This is a genomic window from Virgibacillus sp. MG-45 (assembly GCF_036409425.1).
Lineage (GTDB): Bacteria > Bacillota > Bacilli > Bacillales > Amphibacillaceae > LDC-1.
Genome location: NZ_JAXOFU010000006.1, coordinates 153,682 through 172,542 on the forward strand (window position 1 = coordinate 153,682; position 18,861 = coordinate 172,542).

General features: G+C 37.8%; 15 protein-coding genes. All 15 read left to right on the forward strand.

The features are described from left to right. The first annotated feature begins 93 nt into the window (after positions 1–93). The 15 genes from SPK86_RS08625 to opp4B (SPK86_RS08695) all read left to right on the forward strand — a co-directional run bounded on the left by SPK86_RS08625 (position 94) and on the right by opp4B (SPK86_RS08695) (position 18,852). Positions 94–1,020, forward strand: a complete 927-nt coding sequence (locus SPK86_RS08625) for a DUF1002 domain-containing protein (RefSeq protein WP_284140222.1) — start codon at positions 94–96, stop codon at positions 1,018–1,020. A gap of 106 nt (positions 1,021–1,126) precedes the next feature. After that, on the forward strand, positions 1,127–2,662 hold the full coding sequence (locus SPK86_RS08630) for an MFS transporter (protein ID WP_284140221.1): 1,536 nt from the start codon (positions 1,127–1,129) through the stop codon (positions 2,660–2,662). Positions 2,663–3,240: 578 nt separating this feature from the next. Next, complete coding sequence (locus SPK86_RS08635) at positions 3,241–4,248, forward strand: ABC transporter ATP-binding protein (protein WP_284140220.1); 1,008 nt, start codon at positions 3,241–3,243, stop codon at positions 4,246–4,248. Beyond that, positions 4,245–5,177 (forward strand): ABC transporter ATP-binding protein, encoded by a 933-nt coding sequence (locus SPK86_RS08640; RefSeq protein WP_284140219.1) that lies wholly within the window; start codon positions 4,245–4,247, stop codon positions 5,175–5,177. Before SPK86_RS08635 ends, SPK86_RS08640 begins: the two co-directional genes overlap by 4 nt. A 6-nt stretch (positions 5,178–5,183) precedes the next feature. Then, positions 5,184–6,146, forward strand: a complete 963-nt coding sequence (gene opp4B, locus SPK86_RS08645; protein WP_284140218.1) for an oligopeptide ABC transporter permease — start codon at positions 5,184–5,186, stop codon at positions 6,144–6,146. A 27-nt stretch (positions 6,147–6,173) separates the two neighbouring features. Beyond that, complete coding sequence (locus SPK86_RS08650; protein WP_284140217.1) at positions 6,174–7,088, forward strand: ABC transporter permease; 915 nt, start codon at positions 6,174–6,176, stop codon at positions 7,086–7,088. A gap of 440 nt (positions 7,089–7,528) precedes the next feature. Beyond that, complete coding sequence (gene opp4A / locus SPK86_RS08655) at positions 7,529–9,316, forward strand: oligopeptide ABC transporter substrate-binding protein (protein ID WP_284140216.1); 1,788 nt, start codon at positions 7,529–7,531, stop codon at positions 9,314–9,316. 374 nt (positions 9,317–9,690) lie between these two features. Beyond that, entirely contained in the window at positions 9,691–11,367 is a 1,677-nt protein-coding gene (locus tag SPK86_RS08660; RefSeq protein WP_284140215.1) for a peptide ABC transporter substrate-binding protein, read from the forward strand. Positions 11,368–11,700: 333 nt separating this feature from the next. Continuing rightward, positions 11,701–12,636 carry an ABC transporter permease gene (locus SPK86_RS08665; protein WP_284140214.1) on the forward strand — a complete coding sequence of 312 codons (936 nt, stop codon included), beginning with the start codon at positions 11,701–11,703 and terminating at the stop codon, positions 12,634–12,636. Beyond that, entirely contained in the window at positions 12,636–13,559 is a 924-nt protein-coding gene (locus SPK86_RS08670) for an ABC transporter permease (protein ID WP_284140213.1), read from the forward strand. Before SPK86_RS08665 ends, SPK86_RS08670 begins: the two co-directional genes overlap by 1 nt. A 16-nt stretch (positions 13,560–13,575) precedes the next feature. Continuing rightward, positions 13,576–14,604 carry an ABC transporter ATP-binding protein gene (locus SPK86_RS08675; protein ID WP_330949118.1) on the forward strand — a complete coding sequence of 343 codons (1,029 nt, stop codon included), beginning with the start codon at positions 13,576–13,578 and terminating at the stop codon, positions 14,602–14,604. After that, the gene (locus SPK86_RS08680) at positions 14,597–15,607 is read left to right on the forward strand and encodes an ABC transporter ATP-binding protein (protein WP_284140211.1); all 1,011 of its coding nucleotides are present in this window, start codon (positions 14,597–14,599) and stop codon (positions 15,605–15,607) included. Before SPK86_RS08675 ends, SPK86_RS08680 begins: the two co-directional genes overlap by 8 nt. Before the next feature lie 340 nt (positions 15,608–15,947). Then, a complete protein-coding gene (locus tag SPK86_RS08685) occupies positions 15,948–16,964 on the forward strand; it encodes an ABC transporter ATP-binding protein (RefSeq protein WP_330949119.1) in 1,017 nt (338 codons plus the stop codon). After that, positions 16,951–17,883 carry an ABC transporter ATP-binding protein gene (locus SPK86_RS08690; RefSeq protein ID WP_284140209.1) on the forward strand — a complete coding sequence of 311 codons (933 nt, stop codon included), beginning with the start codon at positions 16,951–16,953 and terminating at the stop codon, positions 17,881–17,883. Before SPK86_RS08685 ends, SPK86_RS08690 begins: the two co-directional genes overlap by 14 nt. Before the next feature lie 6 nt (positions 17,884–17,889). Next, positions 17,890–18,852, forward strand: a complete 963-nt coding sequence (opp4B, locus tag SPK86_RS08695) for an oligopeptide ABC transporter permease (RefSeq protein ID WP_284140208.1) — start codon at positions 17,890–17,892, stop codon at positions 18,850–18,852. Positions 18,853–18,861: the final 9 nt, after the last annotated feature.

Consider the following 18,861-nt stretch of genomic DNA (forward strand, 5'->3'; position numbering starts at 1 on the left):
TAGAAAAGGGTATAATGATGAAAAGATGAAAAAATAAGTTGGACGAGCATATACATGGAGTAATCAAATGATGAGTAAAGGGGACAAGATAAAATGAAACGTAACCTAAGAAAAATAGCAGTTGCTACGATGCTTTTTGGTCTTATTCTAGGTATTTATGCGCCAGCATTTGCTGACAATGGTGGAGATAGTTCTAAAAGCGTTAATGAAAAACTTGGTGTACCAATTGTTGTATTAGGTGAAAAGCTAACTGAAAAGCAAAAGGAAGAAACACGTAAACTATTAAAGGTTTCTAATGATGATACAGTTGATGAATATATTGTAACGGGAGAGGATGGAGCAGCATATATTGGCGGTAATCCAAACTCCAATATGTATTCTTCAGCTAAAATAACAGTCGAGGAGTCGGGAAAAGGACTCCAAATCGATATCGTGACACAAGAAAATATTACAGAAGTAACAAATGAAATGTATGCAAACGCATTACTAACTGCTGGTGTAGAAAACGCAACGGTTCTTGTTGCTTCTCCTGTAAAGGTAAGTGGTCATTCAGCGTTAACTGGGATCTATAAAGCATTTGATGTCAAGGGAGTGGCGCTTGATAAAGAGCGAATGGAGCTAGCCAATGAAGAGCTTGGGATTGCTTCGGAATTAGCAAAAAAAGAAGGACTTAGTCAAGAAAAAGTAAGTGAGCTACTAACAGAAATTAAAACGGCTATTGCTGAACAAAATCCAGCTACAAAAGAAGACGTAGAAAAGATCGTAAAAGAGCAGCTTGATAAATTGGAAATCTCGTTAAATGAAAAAGATCGTCAGCTATTGATTGATTTATTCGAGAAAATGCGAGATTTAAATATCAATTTTGATAATGTAAAGGAACAATTGAATGATATAGCTTCAAAAGTTCAAGATAAATTAGGTGAATTAGTAAATGATGAAGGATTTTGGCAAAACGTTGGCAATTTCTTTAATCAGATTTTTGAGGCGTTAAGCAACTTTATTAAAGGGCTATTTAGCTAATATACGGCATGCAAACAGGAGGAAGCAAAGGGCTCAAAAATAGAGGTCTTTGCTTTTTTCAATAATAAATGGTTTCATCTCATCCAATAAGAAGGGAGCTGTACATATGACGGTACAGAAAAACACACAAGGGTCACAAAAATGGCCGCTAACTTTATTTACAATTGGTGTTTTTATGGCAGGCTTGGATAATGGCATCATCAGTACAGCGTTATCAACCATTAATGCTTCCTTTGGCGTTTCACCTTCCTGGGGAGCATGGACGATTACCTTGTATACGCTTGGGATTGCTATAAGTGTGCCAATCATTGGAAAACTTTCTGACCGATTTGGAAGAAAGCGTTTATTTTTAATTGAAATTACTATTTTTGGAATTGGCTCTTTGCTCGTTGCAATGAGTCCAAACTTCACATTTTTGCTTGCTTCACGATTAATTCAAGCTATCGGTGGAGGCGGAATTTTTATTATTGGTAGCTCACATATTTTGGCAACACTACCGAAAGAAAAGCAAGGGAAAGCGTTAGGTATACTTGGCGGAATGAATGGACTCGCCGCTGTCATTGGTCCTAATCTTGGAGCAATTATTTTAGATCTAACTGGATCATGGCATTGGATGTTTTTAATTAATATCCCGATTGCAGTTTTTCTTGTAATCTTTGGCACTATTAAGATAAACGAAACGACCTCGGTCAATACGAAGCCGCTTGATTTTACAGGAAGCTTATTATTAGGTGCTGGAATTTTAGCGTTTATGTATGGGATAACTAATTTAAATAATGCAGCCTTTCTAGGCGGGATCCTTCAATTAACGGTTCTTCCTTTTCTACTTTCTGGCGCTTTGTTGTTCGTTATCTTTCTCCGATTTGAAAAAAAGGTAGAAAAAGAGGGTGGCGATCCAATCGTAGCCTTTTCTCTACTGAAAGGTAAAAAGTTTCAACTCACACTGCTATTAGGCTTTCTTTCCGGAGGTTTTTTAGCAGGAATTATTTTCATTCCCTCTTATGTACAACAAGTGCTACAAATTCCAGTAGAACAGGCAGGTTATTGGCTCACACCTATGGCAGTAGCGTCGGGTATTGGCGCAGGAGTTGGTGGTGTGTTAACAGATCGATATGGAGCAATCAAAACGGTTATTCTTGCAGGTATAATTGGAATTATAGGCTTCTTTCTATTCCCATTTATTGCGGGCTTTTCGTTATTTTTCGTTGCTAGTACTTTGGCCGGAATCGGACTTGGTATTCTGCTTGGCGCTCCGTTAAATGTCCTGGTTGGAGAAAGTGCCAAACATGGCGAGCAGGGCTCAGCACTTGGCACACTGTCCTTAATTAGACAGGTTGGATTAACTTTGTTTCCAACTGCTTATGCAGGGTTTATTACCGGAGCATTTGTGAAGGTACAACCTGTACTGGATAAGAAATATGATTCTTCGCTATTTAACTTTTCCGGTGGAGCCTTAGAGGGGAATTATGAAGCGCTCGTTTCGCAAATCAACAAAATAACGGATCCAACAATTCAGAAGGAAGCTTTGAAAATTGTTGCTAATGTTGTTGAAAAGGGGTATTCCAATGTTTATATTATGGCAGGCACATTAGCAATTATTGTAACGGTTATCGGAATTTATCTTCATGCAAAACAAGAATAGTGGCATAAAGCGAAGCAAAAGTTGTCGTTAAATAGATAGGATATCATCCTTTACAACTACTTTCTACAGAGAGTAAATGTTTAAAGGGTGATTTTTTATGTCTAGTGTCGTTAAATGAAATTATCTCTGAAAGTATTGTTTATCAAAGAGGAAACTAGTGACAGTTTTTAAACAAAGAAACTTTAATAAAACGTATAAAATGAAGGTTTAAAAGGCTGATTTTCATGAAAAATCGGAATATATTAAATTAAAAAATATCGTTTTTTTCAAAAATTTTTATAAAGAATGGGGTGCAATATTTTTAAAATGGTAGTATAATAGTCCTCATAATAAAAATAATAAAAGCAAATTATCAGAATATTCATCGGCTTTCTACGAGTGTATATTCTGAATTTTCTATTATAATCACGTTTTATATTATATAGAAATTGGGTAACCTAAGGAACTGTTATTCGTCTTAATAAAATAAAAATATACGGTGTTTTTTTATTTTGAGGCAAATCTATATTCAATGTTCAGGCACAATAATCGAAATGCTACATTTAATTTAGAAACAAACAAGGTGGAGGGAATTGAAATTGTCTAATCAATTATTGGAAATAAAAAACCTGAAGACGTCGTTTCGTATAAAAGATAATTATTATGCAGCTGTTGATGATTTAACATTAACAGTAAATAAAAATGAAGTACTGGCAATAGTAGGGGAATCAGGCTGTGGAAAGAGTGCATTAGCATTCTCTATTATGGGACTTCATAACCGTGCGAAAATTGAAGGGAATATTCTTTATAAAGGCCAAGACATTGCCAATATGCCTGCATCAAAGCTAAATAAACTACGTGGTAAAGATATGGGGATGATTTTCCAAGATCCGTTAACTGCATTAAATCCGTTAATGGAAGTTGGAGAGCAAATCGGCGAAGTGTTAATGCTTCATAATAAAAGCATGTCGAAAACAGAACGGGTAGAAAAAGTAATAGAGTTGTTAAACAAAGTTGGTATACCGCGTGCTGCGCATACGTTTGGCCAATTTCCACACGAGCTATCTGGAGGAATGAGACAGCGTGTTGTTATAGCAATGGCGATTGCGAATGAACCGGAGCTTCTCATAGCAGATGAACCAACGACAGCTCTTGATGTAACCATCCAATCGCAAATCTTAGATTTAATTAAAGAGCTAAAAGAGGATATGCATGCTGGAATTATTATGATTACGCATGATCTTGGTGTTGTAGCAGAAATGGCTGACCGAGTGGCGGTAATGTATGCTGGTCAAATCGTTGAAATTGCCGATGTCCAAACATTATTTTCCAATCCGAAGCACCCTTACACGAGATCATTATTAAATTCTGTTCCAAATGCATCAGAGACACAGTCAAAGCTGCATGTTATCCAAGGAATTGTACCTGCATTGCAAAACCTACCTCGTAAAGGCTGTCGTTTTAGCCCGCGAGTTCCATGGGTCGATAAAGATGCACATGAAGAAAACCCAGTATTGCATGAAGTAACCCCAGGACATTTCGTTAGATGCACATGCTATAAAGAGTTTCAGTTTCCGGATGAATCGCAAGGAGGAGCAACATCATGACATTTTTGCAAGTGGAGGATTTGAAGGTACACTTTCCAATTAAAGGTGGTATTTTTGGAAGAACTGTTGGCCACATCAAGGCTGTAGATGGCGTATCCTTTTCATTGGAAAAAGGAAAAACATATGGCCTTGTTGGAGAATCAGGATCAGGAAAAACAACAACTGGCCGAGCAATCATTGGCTTGAATAATATAACCTCAGGAAAGGTTGCATACAACGGCCATGATATTACGAATATTAAAAAGGCAAAGCTTGATATTCGCAAGGACATTCAAATGATCTTTCAGGATCCATATTCTTCTTTGAATCCGAAAAAACGTGTTTTGGATATAATTGCAGAGCCATTACGTAACTTTGAAAAATTATCGAAGCAGGAAGAAAAAAAGCGCGTACAGGAGCTTCTAGAATTAGTGGGTCTTAGTCCAGAAAGTATTCTAAAATATCCGCATGAATTTTCTGGTGGTCAAAGACAACGGATTGGAATTGCTAGGGCGATTGCTTTAAAGCCTAAATTGATTATTGCGGATGAACCAGTATCTGCACTTGATGTTTCTGTACAGGCTCAGGTGCTCAATTTTATGCAAGAGATTCAAAAAGAATTGGATTTAACCTATCTCTTTATTAGTCATGACCTAGGAGTAATCAAACATATGTGTGACCATATCGGAATCATGTATAAAGGTCGTTATGTGGAAGAAGGAACTACTGCAAATATATTTGATAACCCACAGCACATTTATACAAAGCGGTTAGTTGCTGCAATTCCGGATATTGATCCAAACAAACGGGAAGCGCAAGCACAATTCCGTCAAGCAGTAAAAGAGGAGTATGAACAATCATATAATGATTACTTTGATGAAGAAGGCTTAGCTTACAAATTACAGCCTATATCTGAAACGCATTCAGTGGCTTTACCGGAGAAAGGTTGATTTTAAATGTGGAAATTTACAGTAAGACGAATTTTAATAATGATACCTCAAATAATACTATTAAGTGTGCTCGTGTTCTTAATGGCTAAAATGATGCCAGGCGATGCATTATCTGGATTAATTGATCCGAATATCGATGCAGAAACAATCGAGGCAAAACGAGAACAGCTCGGCTTAAACGATCCGTGGTATGTACAATATGGAGATTGGGTAGAAGGATTATTTCATGGAGATCTAGGTCAATCGTTCCGATTTAAAATGCCTGTTTCAGAGCTGATCGGCCAACGTCTTGCAAATACATTCTGGTTATCCTTAGCTACATTAATCTTAATCTATGCGATTTCAATTCCACTAGGGATTATCAGTGGTCGTTATAATGACTCTTGGGCAGATCAATTTATAACAGGCTACACATACATTGGGTTTGCAACACCATTATTTATTTTCGCTTTAGTTATGCTTTGGATTTTTGGTTTTCACTTTAGCTGGTTCCCAACTGGGGGAAGTGTCGCGCCTGGGATGGAGCCAGGCACGTTTGAATATGTCATGAGTAAAATACAGCATTTATTGCTTCCTGCGATTTCGATGGCCTTAATTGCAACCGTTGGTACCGTGCAATATTTGCGAAATGAGATTATAGATACGAAGCAAAAGGATTTTATCTTAACTGCAAGAGCAAAAGGTGCATCCGAATCAAGGGTTTACAATCGACATATTTTACGAAACTCCTTACTACCGATTGCCGCCTTTTTTGGATATGAAATTACGGGATTGATTGGCGGAACAGTGTTTGTGGAAACTATATTTAGTTATCCAGGAATGGGACAACTATTTTTAGAATCGATCACGATGCGTGATTACAGTGTAGTAACTGCACTTGTGTTGTTATTTGGAATAGCAACCATTTTAGGGGCACTCTTATCAGATATTATTTTAAGTTTAGTTGATCCACGTATTCGTATTAAATAAGTTCGAAAGACTCTGAGGTGATGAAAATTGATAAAAGATAGTAGTGCAGTAGCTGATACAGAGCAGGTTGAGAAAGCAAGCAAGAGTCCCTCGGGCTTTCACATTCTTTGGCGTGAAATTGTAAGAGATAAAATAGCGCTCGTATCACTTATTTTTTTAGTGCTAATTACTGTGACAGTATACGGGGTTTCCTTCTTTCTAGATTATAAAGAGATTGTAAAGGTTGATCTACTTTCGATTCACCAGGCACCAAATGATGAATTTATATTAGGAACCGATTATGGTGGTCGGGATGTTTTTGGACAATTACTAATTGGAACAAGAAATTCCTTGTCCATAGGTATCCTTGTAACGCTAATGACAGGTGTTATTGGTATTATTTATGGCCTTGTTTCAGGTTATTTCGGTGGTACTGTAGATAATATCATGATGCGTATTTTAGACTTTTTTATGATTTTACCATTTCTTATGATTGTTATCGTTTTTGTAGCGATGGTACCGAAATATAGCGTTATTTCTTTTTCATTAATTATGACAGCTTTTTTATGGATGGGAATCGCAAGACTCATTCGATCGAAAGCATTGCAAGAGAAAGAATTGGATTATGTACAGGCTTCTAAAACGCTAGGCTCATCCAACTTAAAAATTATGTTTACACAGGTTCTTCCTAATCTAAGTTCGATTATTATCGTTAACATGACATTAAATCTAGCTGGAAATATTGGATTGGAATCAGGATTATCGTTTCTTGGCTTTGGATTTCCTGAAGACACACCAAGTCTTGGAACACTGCTAAGCTATGCAACAAACCCGCAAACATTAGAATATCGTTGGTGGATTTGGGTTCCGGCAGCTATTTTGATCTTATTCCTTATGTTAAGCGTTAATAATGTTGGACAAGCATTAAAACGAGCAACAGATGCAAGACAACGAAGAGGATAATATTTAATAGGTATAAAAGAATTTTTATTCGGAGTAAATGGTACTAATGTGCAGTGGAAATAGGTGAGACTCCGACGGAAAAGGCACTAGGGGAACGCAGACTAAAATCGCTACGTCCTGTACGTCGAAAAATCCACTTGGAAAAGAGAGTACGCTTTTCCAAGTTAGTTGAGGCTATGTCCGTGGGAAGCGAACCTATTTTTCGCACTGCAATGTAATGGATTGTTTAGGAGTAGGGAATGTCATTTTGTTCTAGCTCCGGTATATTGTTATTTTTCTGAATTGCATCACAATAATGTTGATTTTTAGGAGGTGAGGCTTGCGATAGCTGTAGCCTAGTAAAATGTTACCTACATCTATTTAGATGTTGAGTATAAATTTGTTGGTCAAGCGAATCAACGCGAGACATATACAACAAGAAAATAAAAGGAGGAGTCAACATGAGAAAGTCAACGTTAGGAAAAGTGCTATTGGCACTAATGCTTGTAGCGCTACTTACGCTTGCAGCGTGTGGAAAAGACGATTCAAAAGGCAAAGAAGAAGAACGTCTATATTCCATCGAAGATTTTAGCACCGATAAAACAAATGAGGGAGAAGCCATTGACGGTGGAGAAATTACGTATGGTTTAGTTTCTAGCAGTCCGTTTGCAGGAACATTAAACTGGAATTTCTATGATGGTAATCCAGATTCAAAAATTCTTGAGTGGATGGATGAGTCTCTATTAGACATGGATAATAACTACAATTATACTCAAGACGGTGCAGCTACTTTTGAAGTAGAAGACGGACGTATTTTTACTTTTACGATTCGTGATGGTGTAAACTGGCAGGACGGAGAGCCTGTAACAGCAGAAGACTGGGCGTTTGCTTATGAAGTGATTGGTAACGCAAAGTATGATGGTGTACGTTATGATTCCACTTTCAAAAACATTGAAGGAATGGAAGAGTATCACGCAGGAAAAGCGGATACGATTTCAGGAGTTGAAGTACTTAATGACAAGCAATTAAAGATTACCTATAAAGAATCAAATCCATCTCTATTAACTGGTGGAATTTGGCCGTATGCTTTACCAAAGCATATTTTCAAGGATATTCCAGTAGATAAAATGTCTTCATCTGATGAAGTTCGTAAAAATCCAATTGGATTCGGACCTTTTAAAGTAGAGAACATTGTACCTGGAGAGTCTGTAACATTGGTGAAAAATGCCGATTACTGGCGTGGAGAGCCCAAGCTAGATAAAGTAACAATTAAAGTAATTGCTCCAACTGTTGTAGTGAAGGAATTGGAAAGCGGAAATATCGATTTAGTAAGTGAATTTCCAACTGATCAATACCCGGATAATGCAGAAATGTCCAATGTAGAATTTTTAGGAAAAATTGATCTTGCTTATTCTTATACTGGCTTTAAGCTAGGTACATGGGATAAAGAAAAGAAAGAAGTAAAGCCAGATCCAAATGCGAAAATGGCAGATGTTAACTTAAGAAAAGCAATGTGGTATGCGGTAGATAATGATGAAGTTGGTAAGCGTTTCTACCACGGTTTACGTTGGAGTGCAAACACTTTGATTCCACCATCACACCCTGCTTATCATTCTGATGATGTTGATGCACCAACATTCGATCCAGATAAGGCAAAGGAAATTCTTGATGAAGCAGGCTATAAAGATACAAATGACGACGGCTTTCGTGAAAATCCAAAAGGAGAAGAGCTTGTCATTAATTTTGCAACGATGGAAGGCGGAGACACTGCTGAGCCATTAGCAAAATACTATATTCAAGCTTGGGAAAACGTTGGCTTAAAGGTTGAATTATTAGATGGACGTTTACATGAATTTGAAACATTCTACAACCGTGTAGGTAACGGTGGTAACGATGATCCAAAAGTTGATATTTACCAAGGTGCATGGGGAGTAGCAAGTGATGTTGATCCATCTGGACTTTATGGTCGCGATGCAATGTTTAACTTCTCCCGCTATGCAAGTGAGAAAAATGACGAGCTTCTAGCAGAAGGATTATCTGAAAAAGCCTTTGATCCAGAATATCGTCAACAAGTGTATAAAGAGTGGCAAGAAATGATGGTAGAAGAAGTTCCAGTCTTCCCAACGTTATACCGTGCTGCTTTAGTTCCTGTAAATAACCGTATTGTAAATTATTCAATTGCTAACGCACCTACGTATCATCTCCATGAAATTGGTGTGACACAAAAAGAAACATTAGCAGCAGAATAATATGCTATAAAAGTGTACGAGGATGAATTTCATTCTTCGTACACTTTTTTATGCATTTAACCATGAAATTTTTTTATATTTAGATACAGAAATATCTCATCGTAATTTAATTTGTCTTCTCAGAATAAAAACAAATCCTTTAGAACTATAAAAGCGCTAAACAAGTATAAAATAACCAGGCTAAAAGACCTTAAAATAGCTTAAAAATGCCAATAATTTTAATTAAAAACTAATTTACCAATAAAAATAATATAAAAAATTGAAAGAATAGGATGAAATATTTAAAAAATAGTAGTATAATAATGGACATGGGTAAATTGAAAGATAATTCTGTTTACCAAAAAAATAAAACAATAACCTAGGGAGGTCTTTTCATGAAGTGGAAAAAATGGTCTTTGCTTCTTGTCTTGGTTGTTGCGATGAGCTTGTTCTTAGCAGCTTGTGGCGGAGATGATGAAGCAAATAAAGATGAAAAAGATAATGGCAAGAATGCGGAACAAAGTGAGGGAGATAGTGCGAGTGGTGATTTGGCAGCAGATCAAACACTTAATGTAAATATTCGTGAGGAACCACCTTCCTTGCATCCAGGTTTAGCAACGGATACAACCTCAGGAGCTGTATTGAATCAGGTGTTTGAAGGTTTAATGCGTGTAAACCAAGAAGGAAAAGTAGAACCAGCGATCGCTGAGTCTAATGAAGTGTCTGACGACGGTTTAACGTATACATTTAAGTTGCGTCAAGATGCGAAATGGTCCAATGGCGATCCTGTAACTGCAAAAGACTTTGAATTTGCATGGAAATGGGTATTAGACCCTGCTAATGCAGATACCGATTATGCTTATCAGCTATACCCAATTAAGGGAGCGCAAGATGCAAAAGAAAATGGTGGTTCCCTTGATGATGTAGGAATCACAGTAAAAGATGACCATACTTTAGTAGTTGAATTAAATCAACCAACTGCTTACTTTTTAGAGCTAACAGCATTTTATACTTATTTTCCAGTTAATCATAAAGTAGTAGAAGGAAATAACAAATGGGCACAAGACGTATCAGATAAATATGTAACGAATGGTCCATTCTTACTTGATACATGGAAGCACAAAGATGAAATCGTGCTTAAGAAAAACCCAGAATATTGGGATGCTGATACAGTAAAGCTTGAAACGATTAACATGTACATGATCGATGATGAAAATACTGCAAAGCAAATGTATGACAGTGGTGAAATAGATTGGTTGGGAGATCCAACAGATACGATTCCATTAGCAGCCATTCCAGCATATAAGCAGGAAGGTAAATTAAATATTGCTCCAAAGGCTGGAGTATATTATTACGCGTTTAACACGGAAGCAGAGCCATTTACAAATGTAAATATTCGTAAAGCCTTTGCCTTAGCAGTTAATCGTCAAGGAATTGTGGAGAACATTACAAAGGGTGAGCAACAGCCTGCAATGGCACTTGTACCACCTTCTATTTTCCCAGAAAATAAAGAAGGCTATTTTAAAGATAATGATGTAGAAGAAGCGAAAAAGTATTTAGAAAAAGGCTTAGAAGAATTAGGCCTAGATAAGCTGCCAACAGTTAAGCTTTCTTATAACACAAGTGAAGCACATGCTGCAATTGCACAAGCGGTGCAGGATATGTGGAAGAAAAATCTTGGTGTTGAAGTGGAGCTTAATAATGAAGAGTGGGGTGTATACCTAGATTCGATGGGAGCAGGTGATTTCCAAGTTGGTCGTATGGGCTGGATCGCAGACTTTAATGATGCGATTAACTTCCTAGAAATCTTTGAATCCAAAGGTGGAAACAACTATACAAACTGGGAAAGTGCTGAATACCAAAAAATCTTACAACAAACAAGAGAAGAAACAGATGTAGCCGCTCGTGAGGAATTGCTTCATAAAGCAGAAGATCTTTTCATGGAAGAACTTCCAATTGCACCGATTTATTTCTATACAAATGTATGGACACATAATGAAAAGGTTAAAAACGTCGAAGTATCACCACTTGGTGTAGTACAGTACAAGTGGGGCTATATCGCAGCAGAATAATGAATGGTGAAGTTGAGGGAAGATTGCTTTCCTCAACTTTCCCTTCCGTTTTAACCAAGATCCCAGAAATCTATTCTACAACAAGAATAACAAACACCTTTGATAAATCTTGAACTGCCAGTGAAATTGTTGTTTTGGTAAATGAACTATGTATTCACTAATTTTTGCTTCCTTGAATGTCGAGTGTGGCAGAATGAGTGTGTATTTCAGGGGTGATTTGTTGTCACCCCTCTTTTGTTTTGAAAAGATAAAATATTCTGATGAAATAAACAGAAATATGTCGATAAATAATTATTTGGCGGATCGACGAAAGGATGATGGAGGTGTTCATACATGGCTAGATATTTATTAAAGCGATTTGGCTATATTTTAGTTTCTTTGTTTTTTATCATCACCATAACTTTTTTACTCATGAAGCTTGCTCCGGGGGGGCCATTTACCTCGGAAAGAAAAACATCCCCAGCCATTGAGCAGCAGATGCTCGAAGCTTACGGATTAAATGATCCCTTGTATAAACAATATTTTGATTACCTGATTAATGCTGTGCAGTTGGATTTTGGACCATCCTTTAAATACGATGGACAAGAGGTAACAGATATCATTGCAAGAAGTTTTCCATACTCTTTAATTTTAGGGCTGGAAGCGATTTTTATTGCTGTTGCCTTTGGTGTGTTTTTAGGTGTTATTGCCGCCTTGTGGCATAATAAGTTTCCGGATTATACAGCAATGGTTCTTGCAGTAATGGGGATTTCCGTACCGAGCTTTATTATGGCAACCATTCTTCAATACGTATTCTCTATTAAACTAGGGATGCTACCGATTGCCAGATTTGAATCGTTTGCACATACGATTTTGCCAGCGGTTGCATTAGCCTCGACTCCACTTGCTTTCATTGCTAGGTTGATGCGTTCTAGCATGCTTGAGGTGCTACATGCAGATTATATTAAAACAGCGAAATCGAAAGGCTTAGGAAAGCGGATTGTTACTTACCGTCATGCGCTCAGAAATGCGATTTTACCAGTTGTTTCGTACATGGGGCCATTGGTTATTTCTGTGTTAACAGGTAGCTTTGTAATTGAAAAGATATTCAGCATTCCCGGTTTAGGAAATGAATTCGTTGTAAGTGTAACGAATCGCGATTATACAGTCATTATGGGAACAACTGTCTTTTTTAGTGTTTTACTACTTGTAACCATTCTCATAGTCGACCTTATTTATGGATTAATTGATCCACGAATAAAAGTAGCATCAAAGGGGGCGAAAGAATAATGTCGCAAGTAAAACTACAGCAGGCAGATTTTGAGCCATTACATGTGGAAGGAAAAGATGCTGAACGAATTGCGGGCGAAAGTACCTCCTATTGGAAGGATGCTTGGCGGCGGTTTAGAAAAAATAAACTCGCATTATTTGGTGTCGTTGTTATTATCTTGCTAGGAATTATGTCGTTTATTGGTGAACCGATATCGGGTCAAAACTATAGTGAAAATGACTTGATAAATGCAAATCAATCTCCCTCTTCGGAGCATTGGTTTGGAACCGATAACTTAGGAAGAGATGTATTTGCCAGAACATGGTATGGCGCTAAAATCTCCTTGTTTATCGGATTGATGGCATCATTGATCGATCTTGTAATTGGTGTTATTTGGGGTGCTGTAGCAGGGTTTTATGGTGGTAAAGTGGACGAGTATATGATGCGTATTGCAGATATTTTATACAGTGTTCCCTATTTACTTGTTGTAATATTACTGATGGTTATCATGCCGCAAGGTCTTTGGACATTAATTATAGCAATGACGATTACCGGATGGATTAATATGGCAAGGATTGTACGCGGACAAGTGATGCAGCTACGCTCTGAGGAATATGTAATGGCTTCTCGTTCCCTGGGTGCGAGTAATTCACGATTAATGTTTCGACATCTCGTGCCAAACACACTAGGTCCAATTCTTGTTACGCTAACATTGACCATTCCTAGTGCAATCTTTACAGAAGCCTTCTTGAGCTATCTTGGACTAGGAGTTCCTGCTCCGAAAGCGAGTTGGGGTACCATGTCCTCTGATGCACTTTCATCTTTCCAATACTATCCATACCAGCTTTTCTTCCCGGCTCTCTTTATCTGTCTAACGATGCTTGCATTTAATATCGTTGGCGATGGTTTAAGGGATGCGCTAGATCCAAAGGAACGTAAGTAATGGGAGGGATACGATAATGAAAACAATTTTGGAAGTTAAAGACCTGTCTGTATCATTTGATACGTATAAAGCAGAAGTAAAAGCAGTGCGGGGAGTTTCCTTTGATCTCAAAGAAAAGGAAACGTTAGCGATTGTTGGTGAATCTGGCTCTGGAAAAAGTGTCACTGCACAATCGTTAATGCGTTTAGTTCCAATGCCACCTGGAAAGTTTACTGGAGGAAGTATAATATTTAATGGGGAGGATTTAACCCAAAAATCCGAAAAGCAAATGGAGAATATTCGTGGAAAAGAAATAAGCATGATTTTCCAAGACCCGATGACGTCTCTTAATCCAACGATGACCGTTGGAAGGCAAATCTCTGAAAGCTTAATTAAGCACCAACGCATGTCAAAAAGCGAGGCACACCAACGTGGTATAGAGCTATTAAAGTTAGTTGGTATTCCTAATCCAGAAGCGCGAATTAAGCAATATCCACATCAATATTCAGGAGGAATGCGGCAGCGGGCAATGATCGCTATTGCACTAGCTTGTAATCCGAAGATATTAATTGCTGATGAACCAACAACGGCGTTAGATGTAACTATTCAAGCACAAATTCTAGATTTAATGCGTGGATTGCAAGAGGAAACCGGAACCGCAATTATTTTAATTACCCATGATCTAGGTGTTGTTGCAAATGCTGCACATCGCGTAGCAGTAATGTATGGCGGGAAAGTTGTTGAAACAGGCAATGTAGACGAAATATTTTATAATCCGAAGCATCCATATACATGGGGACTATTAGGCTCTATGCCAAAGCTTGATGGCAAGGAAGAAGAGCTGCAGGCAATTCCAGGATCACCACCTGATCTAGCCGACCCTCCAAAAGGTTGTCCATTTGTAACCCGCTGTCCATTTGCGATGAAGGTATGTCAGGAACATATGCCTGCTTATACCGATGTGAGCGAAACTCAGAAGACAGCATGCTGGCTTTTGGATGAGCGTTCTCCTAATGTGGAAATACCGGAATCTGCTTTAGTAGGGGGGACAAAGACGCATGGCTGAAGCGAGAGAAAAACTATTAGAGATTAAAAACTTACAAAAGCACTTTAAAATTGACCGTACGAATGTATTAAAAGCGGTGGATGGCGTTACGTTTGATATTTTTAAGGGAGAGACGTTTGGCCTTGTTGGAGAATCAGGCTGTGGTAAATCAACCGCAGGTAGAACAATCCTCAGATTATACGAAGCTACTGGTGGAGAAGTTCATTTCCAAGGTGAAAATGTCCATGCAAAAAAATCAAAAAAGGAATTGAAAAAGTTTAATCGTAGCATGCAGATGATTTTTCAGGATCCGTATGCATCCTTAAATCCAAGGATGACGGTAAAAGATATTATTGCTGAAGGAATTGATATTCACGGTCTTGCTAAAACAAAGCAGGAGCGTTCTGATCGTGTGAATGAATTATTAGAAACCGTTGGCTTGAATAGTGAACATGGTAATCGCTATCCACATGAATTTAGTGGTGGGCAGCGTCAGCGAATTGGTATTGCTCGTGCACTAGCAGTGAATCCAGACTTTATTGTTGCCGATGAACCAATTTCCGCACTGGATGTTTCAATTCAAGCTCAAGTTGTAAACCTTATGAAGAAACTTCAAAAAGAGCATGGACTTACGTATTTGTTTATTGCCCATGACTTATCGATGGTAAAGCATATTAGCGATCGTGTTGGCGTAATGTATTTAGGTAATATGGTAGAGATTGCAACAAGTGATGCGCTATATGAAGAGCCTTTGCATCCATATACGCAAGCGCTATTAAGCGCGATACCTGTTTCAGATCCACAGGTAGAAAGAACCCGGGAACGAATCATTATTGAAGGCGATATTCCTAGTCCAATTAATCCACCAAGTGGCTGCCGCTTTCGTACAAGATGTCCATTTGCCATGGATGTATGTGGAAAGGTAGTGCCAGAGTTTCAGGAATATAAAAAGGACCATTGGGTTGCTTGTCACCTATATAATGAAACATATAATAAGGATGCAAAAGCTTCCAAAACACAATAACCAAAAGGGCTCATTTTGCGACAGTGAGCCCTTTTAATTTTGTTCCAATATAGAACATTTCGTGGTTATTTTGAAAAAAATAGATAAAAATATTATAAATTTACTTTTAAAAAACTTGTAATAAGTCAGAAAATATTATATACTCTTAAACAATCGTTAGTATATTACAAATTTATTACGCAATTTCTTTTACTGTCATTTATTGCCTAGTCATAATTAGGTTAAATTATTTGAATATTATAATACATAGAAAGTGCATGTGTTGAACGTCATGCTGTGATGAGATTATCATAGGATGATTTGTTCAAAGACTAAAGTAGTAATATAAAGGAGGATTAAATTGACAGAGGAATTATTGAAAGTACAGCATTTAAAAACTTCTTTTCGCATCAAGGATGATTATTATGCCGCGGTTGATGACGTTACATTGACCCTAAATAAAAATGAAGTATTAGCAATTGTTGGAGAATCAGGATGTGGGAAAAGCGCACTAGCTTTTTCAATTATGGGATTACATACGAAAGCAAAAATTGAAGGGAATATTTTATATAAGGATCAAGACTTAGCAAACATGTCATTAGCAAAATTAAATAAGCTACGTGGTAAGGACTTAGGTATGATTTTTCAGGACCCATTAACTGCGTTAAATCCGTTAATGGAGGTTGGAGAGCAAATCGGAGAAGTATTAATGCTTCATAATAAAAATATGTCGAAAACAAAACGGGTAGAAAAAGTAATAGAGTTGTTAAACAAAGTTGGCATACCGCGTGCAGCGCATACGTTTAGTCAATTTCCACACGAGCTATCTGGAGGCATGAGACAGCGTGTTGTCATTGCTATGGCGATTGCAAATGATCCAGAAGTACTTGTCGCTGATGAACCGACAACGGCTTTGGATGCTACGATCCAATCCCAAATTTTAGACCTGATAAAAGAATTAAAGGATGGAAGCCAAGCTGGAATTATATTAATTACGCATGATTTAGGTGTTGTAGCTGAGATGGCCGATCGAGTAGCGGTTATGTATGCTGGGCAAATTGTAGAAATTGCGGATGTGCATACATTATTTAATCACCCATTACACCCATATACAAGATCATTGCTTAACTCCATTCCCAATGCGGAACGGGAAGGAGAAAAGCTTCATGTTATTCAAGGCATTGTTCCTGCCTTGCAAAAGCTACCTCGCAAAGGCTGTCGCTTTAGTGCAAGAATTCCATGGATTGATGCATCGGAGCATGAGGAAAACCCTGAGCTGCATGAAGTAGCTCCAGGACATTTTGTACGTTGTACATGCTATAAAAATTTTCATTTTCCTGATGAGAGCAAGGAGGCAGCGCATCATGGCATTTCTTGAAGTGGAGGATTTAAAGGTTCACTTTCCAATTAAGGGGGGAATCTTTGGTAGAACAGTTGGACATGTAAAAGCAGTTGATGGGGTTACATTCTCCTTGGAAAAAGGGAAAACGTACGGATTGGTTGGTGAATCAGGTTCTGGAAAAACGACTACAGGAAGAGCCATTATTGGATTAAACAATATAACAGCAGGGAAAATAAAATTTCAAGATAAAGAAATTACAAATCTTCATAAGTCAAAGTCGGAATTTCGTAAAGATGTCCAAATGATTTTTCAAGATCCATATTCGTCTTTAAATCCAAAGAAACGGGTGCGAGATATTGTAGCCGAGCCACTACGAAATTTCGAATCTCTATCAAAAAGCGAAGAAAAAAAGCGCGTACAGGAGCTATTGGAATTAGTCGGCTTAAGTCCAGAAAGTATTTTAAAATATCCACATGAGTTTTCAGGTGGACAACGGCAACGAATCGGAATTGCAAGAGCAATTGCATTAAAGCCGAAGCTGATTATTGCCGATGAACCGGTCTCTGCCCTTGATGTATCGGTACAAGCACAGGTGTTAAATTTTATGCAAGACATTCAAAAAGAGTTAGATCTAACCTATATGTTTATCGGACACGACCTTGGTGTAATCCGTCATATGTGTGATCAAATTGGAATTATGTATAAAGGGCGTTTTGTAGAAGAAGGCACAACAGATGAGATTTTTACGAATCCACAGCATATCTATACAAAGCGACTTGTAGCAGCAATTCCTGATATCGATCCAAAGAAGCGGGACGAGCTTGTGAAATTCCGTGAAGAAGTAAGAATGGAATACGAGCAATCATATAATGATTACTTTGATAAGGATGGCTTAGCCTATCAATTACAGCCAGTGTCTGATACGCATTTGGTAGCTTTGCCTGAGAAAGGTTGATATAACATGTGGAAGTTTTCAGTTCGGAGAATACTAATTATGATTCCGCAAATTATTTTATTGAGTGTCTTAATTTTTATCATGGCGAAGATGATGCCTGGTGATGCATTATCTGGATTGATTGATCCAAACATTGATCCAGCCACCATCGAGGCAAAACGAGAACAAATGGGATTAAATGATCCGTGGTATCAGCAATATGGAAGATGGGTAGATGATTTGCTTCATGGAGATCTTGGACAATCGTTTCGATATAAAATGCCTGTTACAGAATTAATTTCGCAGCGTCTTATGAATACGCTCTGGTTATCATTAGCAACTTTAATTTTTACATATATTATCGCAATTCCACTTGGGATTATAAGTGGAAGATATAATGATTCATTAGCTGACCAAGCTATTACTGGTTATACGTATTTAGGATTTGCAACGCCACTATTTATTTTTGCGCTTGTTATGCTTTGGTTGTTTGGATTTCATTTCGGTTGGTTTCCGACAGGAGGAAGTGTCGCTCCAGGGATGGAACCGGGAAGCTTTGCTTATGTGCTGAGTAAAATTAACCACTTGTTATTACCGGCAATTTCCATGTCTTTAATCGCAACAGTGGGAACGGTTCAATATTTAAGAAATGAAATTATTGATACAAAGCAAAAGGACTTTATTCATACTGCACGTGCAAAGGGTGCGCCAGAAACAAGAGTTTATAACAAACACATTTTTAGAAACTCCTTATTACCGATTGCGGCATTTTTTGGCTATGAAATTACGATGTTAATTGGTGGTACAGTCTTTGTTGAAACCATTTTCAGCTTTCCGGGAATGGGACAGCTATTTTTGGAATCAATCACGATGCGTGACTACAGTGTGGTAACATCACTAGTCTTACTGTTTGGAATTGCCTCCATTTTAGGCGCATTGCTATCAGATATTATTTTAAGCTTGGTTGATCCGCGCATTCGAATTAAATAAGTGAGGTGA

What these genes read in the sequence shown, in the direction of transcription:
- SPK86_RS08625 (WP_284140222.1), top strand. Translation starts at nt 94, where the DNA reads ATGAAACGTAACCTAAGAAAAATAGCAGTTGCTACGATGCTTTTTGGT.
- SPK86_RS08630 (WP_284140221.1), top strand. Translation starts at nt 1,127, where the DNA reads ATGACGGTACAGAAAAACACACAAGGGTCACAAAAATGGCCGCTAACT.
- SPK86_RS08640 (WP_284140219.1), top strand. Translation starts at nt 4,245, where the DNA reads ATGACATTTTTGCAAGTGGAGGATTTGAAGGTACACTTTCCAATTAAA.
- opp4B (WP_284140218.1), top strand. Translation starts at nt 5,184, where the DNA reads ATGTGGAAATTTACAGTAAGACGAATTTTAATAATGATACCTCAAATA.
- opp4A (WP_284140216.1), top strand. Translation starts at nt 7,529, where the DNA reads ATGAGAAAGTCAACGTTAGGAAAAGTGCTATTGGCACTAATGCTTGTA.
- SPK86_RS08660 (WP_284140215.1), top strand. Translation starts at nt 9,691, where the DNA reads ATGAAGTGGAAAAAATGGTCTTTGCTTCTTGTCTTGGTTGTTGCGATG.
- SPK86_RS08665 (WP_284140214.1), top strand. Translation starts at nt 11,701, where the DNA reads ATGGCTAGATATTTATTAAAGCGATTTGGCTATATTTTAGTTTCTTTG.
- SPK86_RS08670 (WP_284140213.1), top strand. Translation starts at nt 12,636, where the DNA reads ATGTCGCAAGTAAAACTACAGCAGGCAGATTTTGAGCCATTACATGTG.
- SPK86_RS08675 (WP_330949118.1), top strand. Translation starts at nt 13,576, where the DNA reads ATGAAAACAATTTTGGAAGTTAAAGACCTGTCTGTATCATTTGATACG.
- SPK86_RS08680 (WP_284140211.1), top strand. Translation starts at nt 14,597, where the DNA reads ATGGCTGAAGCGAGAGAAAAACTATTAGAGATTAAAAACTTACAAAAG.
- SPK86_RS08690 (WP_284140209.1), top strand. Translation starts at nt 16,951, where the DNA reads ATGGCATTTCTTGAAGTGGAGGATTTAAAGGTTCACTTTCCAATTAAG.
- opp4B (WP_284140208.1), top strand. Translation starts at nt 17,890, where the DNA reads ATGTGGAAGTTTTCAGTTCGGAGAATACTAATTATGATTCCGCAAATT.